This window comes from Mycobacterium sp. (assembly GCF_052143115.1).
In the GTDB taxonomy this organism is placed as follows: Bacteria; Actinomycetota; Actinomycetes; order Mycobacteriales; family Mycobacteriaceae; genus Mycobacterium.
Map to the genome: position 1 here is coordinate 1 of NZ_JBKQTQ010000348.1, position 6,100 is coordinate 6,100.

1 protein-coding gene is annotated in these 6,100 nt (G+C 66.4%); it reads right to left on the minus strand.

Features of this window, described 5'->3' with window-relative positions; translation table 11 throughout:
- A partial coding sequence (locus ACLQI9_RS33195) for an SDR family NAD(P)-dependent oxidoreductase (protein WP_442392917.1) occupies positions 1-6,100 on the minus strand: 6,100 nt, incomplete at both ends.

Genomic DNA, 6,100 nt, shown 5'->3' on the forward strand with positions numbered 1-6,100 from the left:
ATTGGCCGACTCGGCCTTCCATGGCTGCGGTTCCATCAACAACTCCACCGACCCCGCCGACCAATCCACGTGCGGAGAAGGCGCATCCACATGCAATGTTGCCGGCAACGTCTCATGGCGCATCGCCAAAATCATCTTCATCACCCCGGCCACACCGGCCGCGGCCTGGGTGTGACCCATGTTCGACTTGATCGACCCCAACCACAGCGGCGCGCTGCGGTCCTGCCCATAGGTCGCCAACAACGCCTGGGCCTCGATCGGATCACCCAACGTGGTGCCCGTGCCGTGGCCCTCCACCGCGTCGACATCGGCGGGGCTCAACCCGGCGTTGGCCAGCGCCGACCGCACCACCCGCTGCTGCGAGGGCCCATTGGGCGCGGTCAATCCATTCGATGCCCCGTCCTGATTGACCGCCGAACCCCGCACCACCGCCAACACCGGATGCCCCAACCGCTGGGCGTCTGACAGCCGCTCCGCCACCAGCATGCCGCCGCCCTCGGAGAATCCCGTGCCGTCGGCCGCCCCGGCGAACGCTTTGCACCGGCCATCCGGCGACAAGCCGCGCCAGCGGCTGAACTCCACGAAGATGTCCGGGGTGGCGTTGACGGTGACACCGCCGGCCAGCGCCAAATCGCACTCCCCCGACCGCAACGACTGCACCGCCATGTGCAAGGTCACCAACGACGACGAGCACGCGGTATCCACCGACAGCGCAGGGCCCTCCAACCCCAGCACATAGGCCACCCGGCCCGATGCGACGCTGGACAGCTGGCCGGTCAACCGGAAGCCTTCCACCGGCTCGGCGGAGAACATGCCGTAGCCCTGGGTCATGACACCGGCGAATACGCCAGTGGCGCTGCCCCGCAACGTGGTCGGGTCAACGCCCGCCCGCTCCAGCGCCTCCCACGACAACTCGAGGAACATGCGTTGTTGGGGGTCCATCGCCAGCGCCTCGGATGGCCCCACGCCAAAGAACGCGGGGTCGAAGTCTGCGACGCCGTCCACGAATCCACCGGTGCGCGTGTAGCAGGCGCCGGGCACATCGGGGTCGGGGTTGAATAGGTCGGCCAGATCCCAGCCCCGGTCGTTCGGGAATTCGGTGAGCACGTCACGGCCCTGGATAACCATGTCCCACAGGTCTTCTGGGGAAGTGACTCCGCCAGGAAACCGGCAGGCCATCCCGACGATGGCGATCGGCTCGTCGGTGGCGGCGCGGACTGCGGCCACCTGCTTGATCTCTTGTGGGACGCCGGCGAGTTCGCTGCGGATGTAGGTAGCGAGACCGTTGGGTGTCGGGTAGTCGAAGATGAGGGTGGGTGAAAGCGCCAGTCCGGTGGCGGCTTTGAGCCGGTTGCGCATCTCAACCGCGGTCAACGAGTCGAAGCCGAGCTCCTGGAACGCCTTGTCCGGGTCGATGGCTTCGGCCGTGGTGTTGCCCAGCACGGTCGCGATATGCGAGCGCACCAGATCTAGCAGCACCGCGTGCTGCTCGGCCTCCGGTAGCCCGTGTATGCGGTGTGCCAGTGCCGACTTCGACTTACTGGCGACCAGCGAGTCGTCGACTCGTCGGCGGGTCGGAGCGTTGATCAGGTCGACGAACATCGGCGGTACTACCGCCGCGTTGGCGCGCAGCGCGGTGGTGTCGATACGGGCGGGCAGCAGGAACGGTTCGTCGACCACCATCGCGGTGTCGAACAGCTGTAACGCCTCGGCCGACGACAGCGCCAACACACCGCTGCGGCCCAGTCGGGCCCTACCCGCGGCGTCGAGTCCGCCGGTCATGTCACTGGCTTGCTCCCAGAGGCCCCAGCCCAGCGAAATCGCCGGCAGACCGTGAGCACGGCGTTGCACTGCCAACCCGTCGAGGAACGAGTTAGCCGCGGCATAGTTGGCCTGCCCCGACGACCCCACCAACCCGGCCATCGACGAAAACATCACAAATGCCGACACATTCGCATCGCGGGTCAGCTCGTGCAGGTTCCACGCCGCATCCACTTTTGCCCGCAACACCGCATCCACCCGCTCCGGCGTCAACGACGTCACCACCGCGTCGTCAAGAACACCGGCGGTGTGGATCACTGCCGAAAGCGGATGCTGGACCGGAATATCCGAAATCACTTTTGCCAACGCCTGCCGGTCAGCGGCATCACACGCCACCACCGACACCTCGACACCCGCCTCGCGCAGTTCGCTTGCCAGGTCAGCCGCGCCGGCAGCGTCAGGACCACGCCGGCTCGCCAACACCAGATTGCGCACGCCGTGATCGGTCACCAGATGACGGGCAAGCGCCGATCCCGCCATGCCCGTGCCGCCGGTGATCAACACGGTGCCCGCCGCCCATGCATCGGGCATCGTCAAGACAACCTTGCCGGTGTGGCGAGCCTGACTCAGATACCGCAGTGCCGCGGGTGCCCGGCGTACATCAAACGTCGTGACCGGGAGCGGCCGAAGGATTCCGGCGTCGAACAGTTCGGCGAGCTCGAGCATGTACTGATGCATGCGGACACGGCCCGGCTCGAAAAGGTCGAAGGCGCGGTAACGCACACCGGGGTGTTCTTCTGCGACGACACCGGGGTCGCGGATGTCGGTCTTGCCCATCTCCAAAAACACCCCACCGGGGGCGACCAAACGCAATGAGGCATCCACGAAGTCACCGGCCAGCGAATCCAGCATCACATCCACACCGCGACCACCGGTCACCGCCCGGAACTTGTCCTCAAACTCCAGACTGCGCGAATCGGCAATATGGTCCTCATCAAAGCCCATCGCCCGCAACGTGTCCCACTTGCCACGACTGGCAGTGGCGAACACCTCCAACCCCAAATACCGGGCCAACTGCACCGCAGCCATCCCCACCCCACCGGTCGCAGCATGCACCAACACCCGCTGCCCCGGCCGGACATCCGCCAGATGCACGAACGCGTAGTAGGCGGTGGTGAAAACGGCTGATATGGCTGCGGCTTCGGCGTAAGACCAGTCGGCAGGCATACGAAGCAATAGCCGAGCGTCGCCGGCGACTAGGGTGCCGCTGCCATCGGGGAAGAACCCATACACCGAGTCGCCGACCGCGAATTCGGTTACGCCACGCCCGACTTCAACGACGACGCCGGCGCCTTCGCCACCGATCAGCGCGTCGTGGGTGAACATGCCCAGGGTGATCATGATGTCGCGGAAGTTGGTGGCGATGGCGCGCATGGCCACTCGGACCTGGCCGGGCTCCAAGGGGGCATCGGCGTTGGGCACCGGCTCCAACCGGAGATTCTCGAAGGTGCCCGCACTGGAAAGCCCCAACCGCCATGGCCCGTCACCCGGCGGCACCAACACACCGTCAACCGCCCGACTGCCGTGCACCCGCGCCGTGTACACTGTTCGACCCCGCACCAGCGCGTGCGGCTCACCGACTGCTAGAACCGACGCTATCGTCGTATCATCAAGCGGCGCATCGGAATCCACCAGCACGATCCGGCCGGGATGCTCGGTCTGCGCCGAACGCACGAACCCCCACACCGCGGCACCTGCCAGATCGGTGACGTCCTCGCCGGCCAATCCCATTGCGCCCCGGGTTGACACCACCAAGACGCCCGAGTCTCGTTCGGCCAACCATGATTGCACCGAAGCCAACGCCTTATGCGTGCACTCGTAGGTGTCGACGACCGGATCCTGCAGAGCCGATACCGCCTCGAACACTTCGTACGACGGCGTCTCGGCGTGCGACGCGGGCGATGCGGGCGACCACACCAGCTCGAAGAGCCGATCCCCGGCTGAGCCGGACATCGCCGCCATCAACTGCTGTTGCGACACCGGACGAGCCGCCATCGAAGCCACCGACAACACCGGCAACCCCAACCCGTCGGCCAACTCCACCGACACCGACGACGGACCCGACGGCGCAATCCGCGCCCGCACCGCCGACGCCCCCGCCGCATGCAACGACACACCCTGCCAAGAGAACGGCAAGGCAACCTCGGCCGCGTCGTGGACCATCACCGCCGCGTGCAGCGCCGCGTCCAATAGCACCGGATGCACACCGAATCCGCCTACGCCCCCCGCCGCATCCGGCAGCGTAACCTCGGCGAAAAGCTCGTCGCCGCGACGCCACAGCGTGGTCAACCCTTGAAACGCCGGGCCATAGTCATACCCGCGCGCCGCCAACCGCTGGTAACCATCAGCCAGATCGACCGGAGCCGCGCCCTCGGGCGGCCATACCGACAAATCCGCGCCCGGCTCAATCGATTTCGGACCCAACTGCCCGGCGGCGTGGCAGATCCACCCCGAATCGGAATTGGCATCGGCGCGGGAGTACACGGACACGTCGCGCTGGCCGGATTCGTCGGCTGATCCCACGACTACCTGCACCGCAACCGAACCCGAAGCCGGCAGCATCAACGGCGACTGCAACGTCAGTTCGTCGACGGCCGAGCAGCCGACTTCGTCGCCGGCGCGGATCGCCAGCTCGACAAATCCCGCACCCGGGAACAACACCACGCCATCAACGGCGTGGTCGCCTAACCATCCCTGCGATGCCGGCGAGAGCCGACCAGTCAGCACCACCCCGCCCGTGTCCGGCAGCTCCACCACCGCACCCAGCAGCGCGTGTTCACTGGCGCCCAACCCCAGGCCCGCGGCGTCGAGAGCAGCGCCGTCACCGGAGAGCCAGAACCGCCGCCGCTCAAAGGCATACGTCGGCAACTCGACATACTCAGCCCCGGGCAGCACCGCACGCCAATCGACGCCCACGCCCGAGACGAAGGCCTGCGCGGCCGAGGTGAGGAACCGGCGGATGCCGCCGTCGTCTCGGCCAAGGGTGGGGATGACGATCGGTTCGGCGCCGCTGCCAGCGCAGTCGTTGAAGGTGTCCTCGATACCGGCAATCAGTCCGGGATGCGGGCTGCATTCGATGAAGGTGCGATAGCCCTGTTGGCATGCACCGCGCACGGCCTGGTCGAACTCCACGGTTTGGCGAATGTTGCGATACCAGTAGTCGGCGTCCAACCCTGCGGTGTCCAGCAGACCGCCGGTGAGCGTGGAAAAGAATGCGGTGCGCGACGCACGTGGCTCGAGGCCGGAAAGGACGTCGGCGAGCTGCTCCCGGATGCCCTCGACGTCAACGGAGTGTGAGGCGTAGTCGACGTCAATCTTGCGGGCACGGAGCTCAATTTCGGCGCATTGTTGCACCAGCTCGTCGAGTGCGGCGACGTCACCGGACACCACAACTGCGGATCGTCCATTGATCGCGGCGATGCTGATCATTTTCCCGAAGGGAGCCAACAACTCTCGGGCTCGCTCGGGACCGCACGCCAGGGATACCATGCCGCCGCGCCCGGCCAGCGCCAACAGCAGTTTGCTGCGCAGTGTCACCACCCGTGCGGCCTCGCGCAGGGAGAGCGCCCCCGCGACGTAGGCAGCGGCGATTTCGCCTTGGGAATGGCCGATCACGGCGTCCGGACGTACGCCGATCGATCGCCACAATTCGGCGAGCGAGACCATCACCGCGAACAGCACTGGTTGGACCACGTCGACGCGGTCCAGACCCGGCGCGCCCGGCGCGCCGCGCAGCACGTCGATCAGTGACCAATCGACGAATTCGGTGAATGCCTCTGCGCATGCGTTGATCTGCTCAGCGAAAACCGGTGCAGTGTCGAGTAATTCAACGCCCATGCCGAGCCATTGCGAGCCTTGGCCGGGGAAGACGAACACGGTCTTGCCCGCCGGGGCGCTGTGCCCGCAGACCACCGAACCACCCGGCAGCCCGTCAGCAAACTCAGCCAAACCACCGAGTAACTCCTGACGGTCAGCACCAAGTACCACCGCCCGATGCTCAAACGTCGACCGCCCCGCCAACGACCAGCCCACATCACCGGCGTCCAACTGCTCACGGGTAGCGATGAATTCACCCAACCGCGACGCCTGAGCCGAAAGCGCCGCCGCACTCTTCGCCGAAACCACCCACGGCACGATCGGCGGCACAACCGTCCGCTCGGTAGCCTCCTCGCCCACCGTCGGGGGCGCCTCGATAATCACATGCGCATTGGTGCCACTGATCCCAAACGACGACACCCCCGCACGACGACCCCGACCATTGGCCGACTCGGCCTTCCAT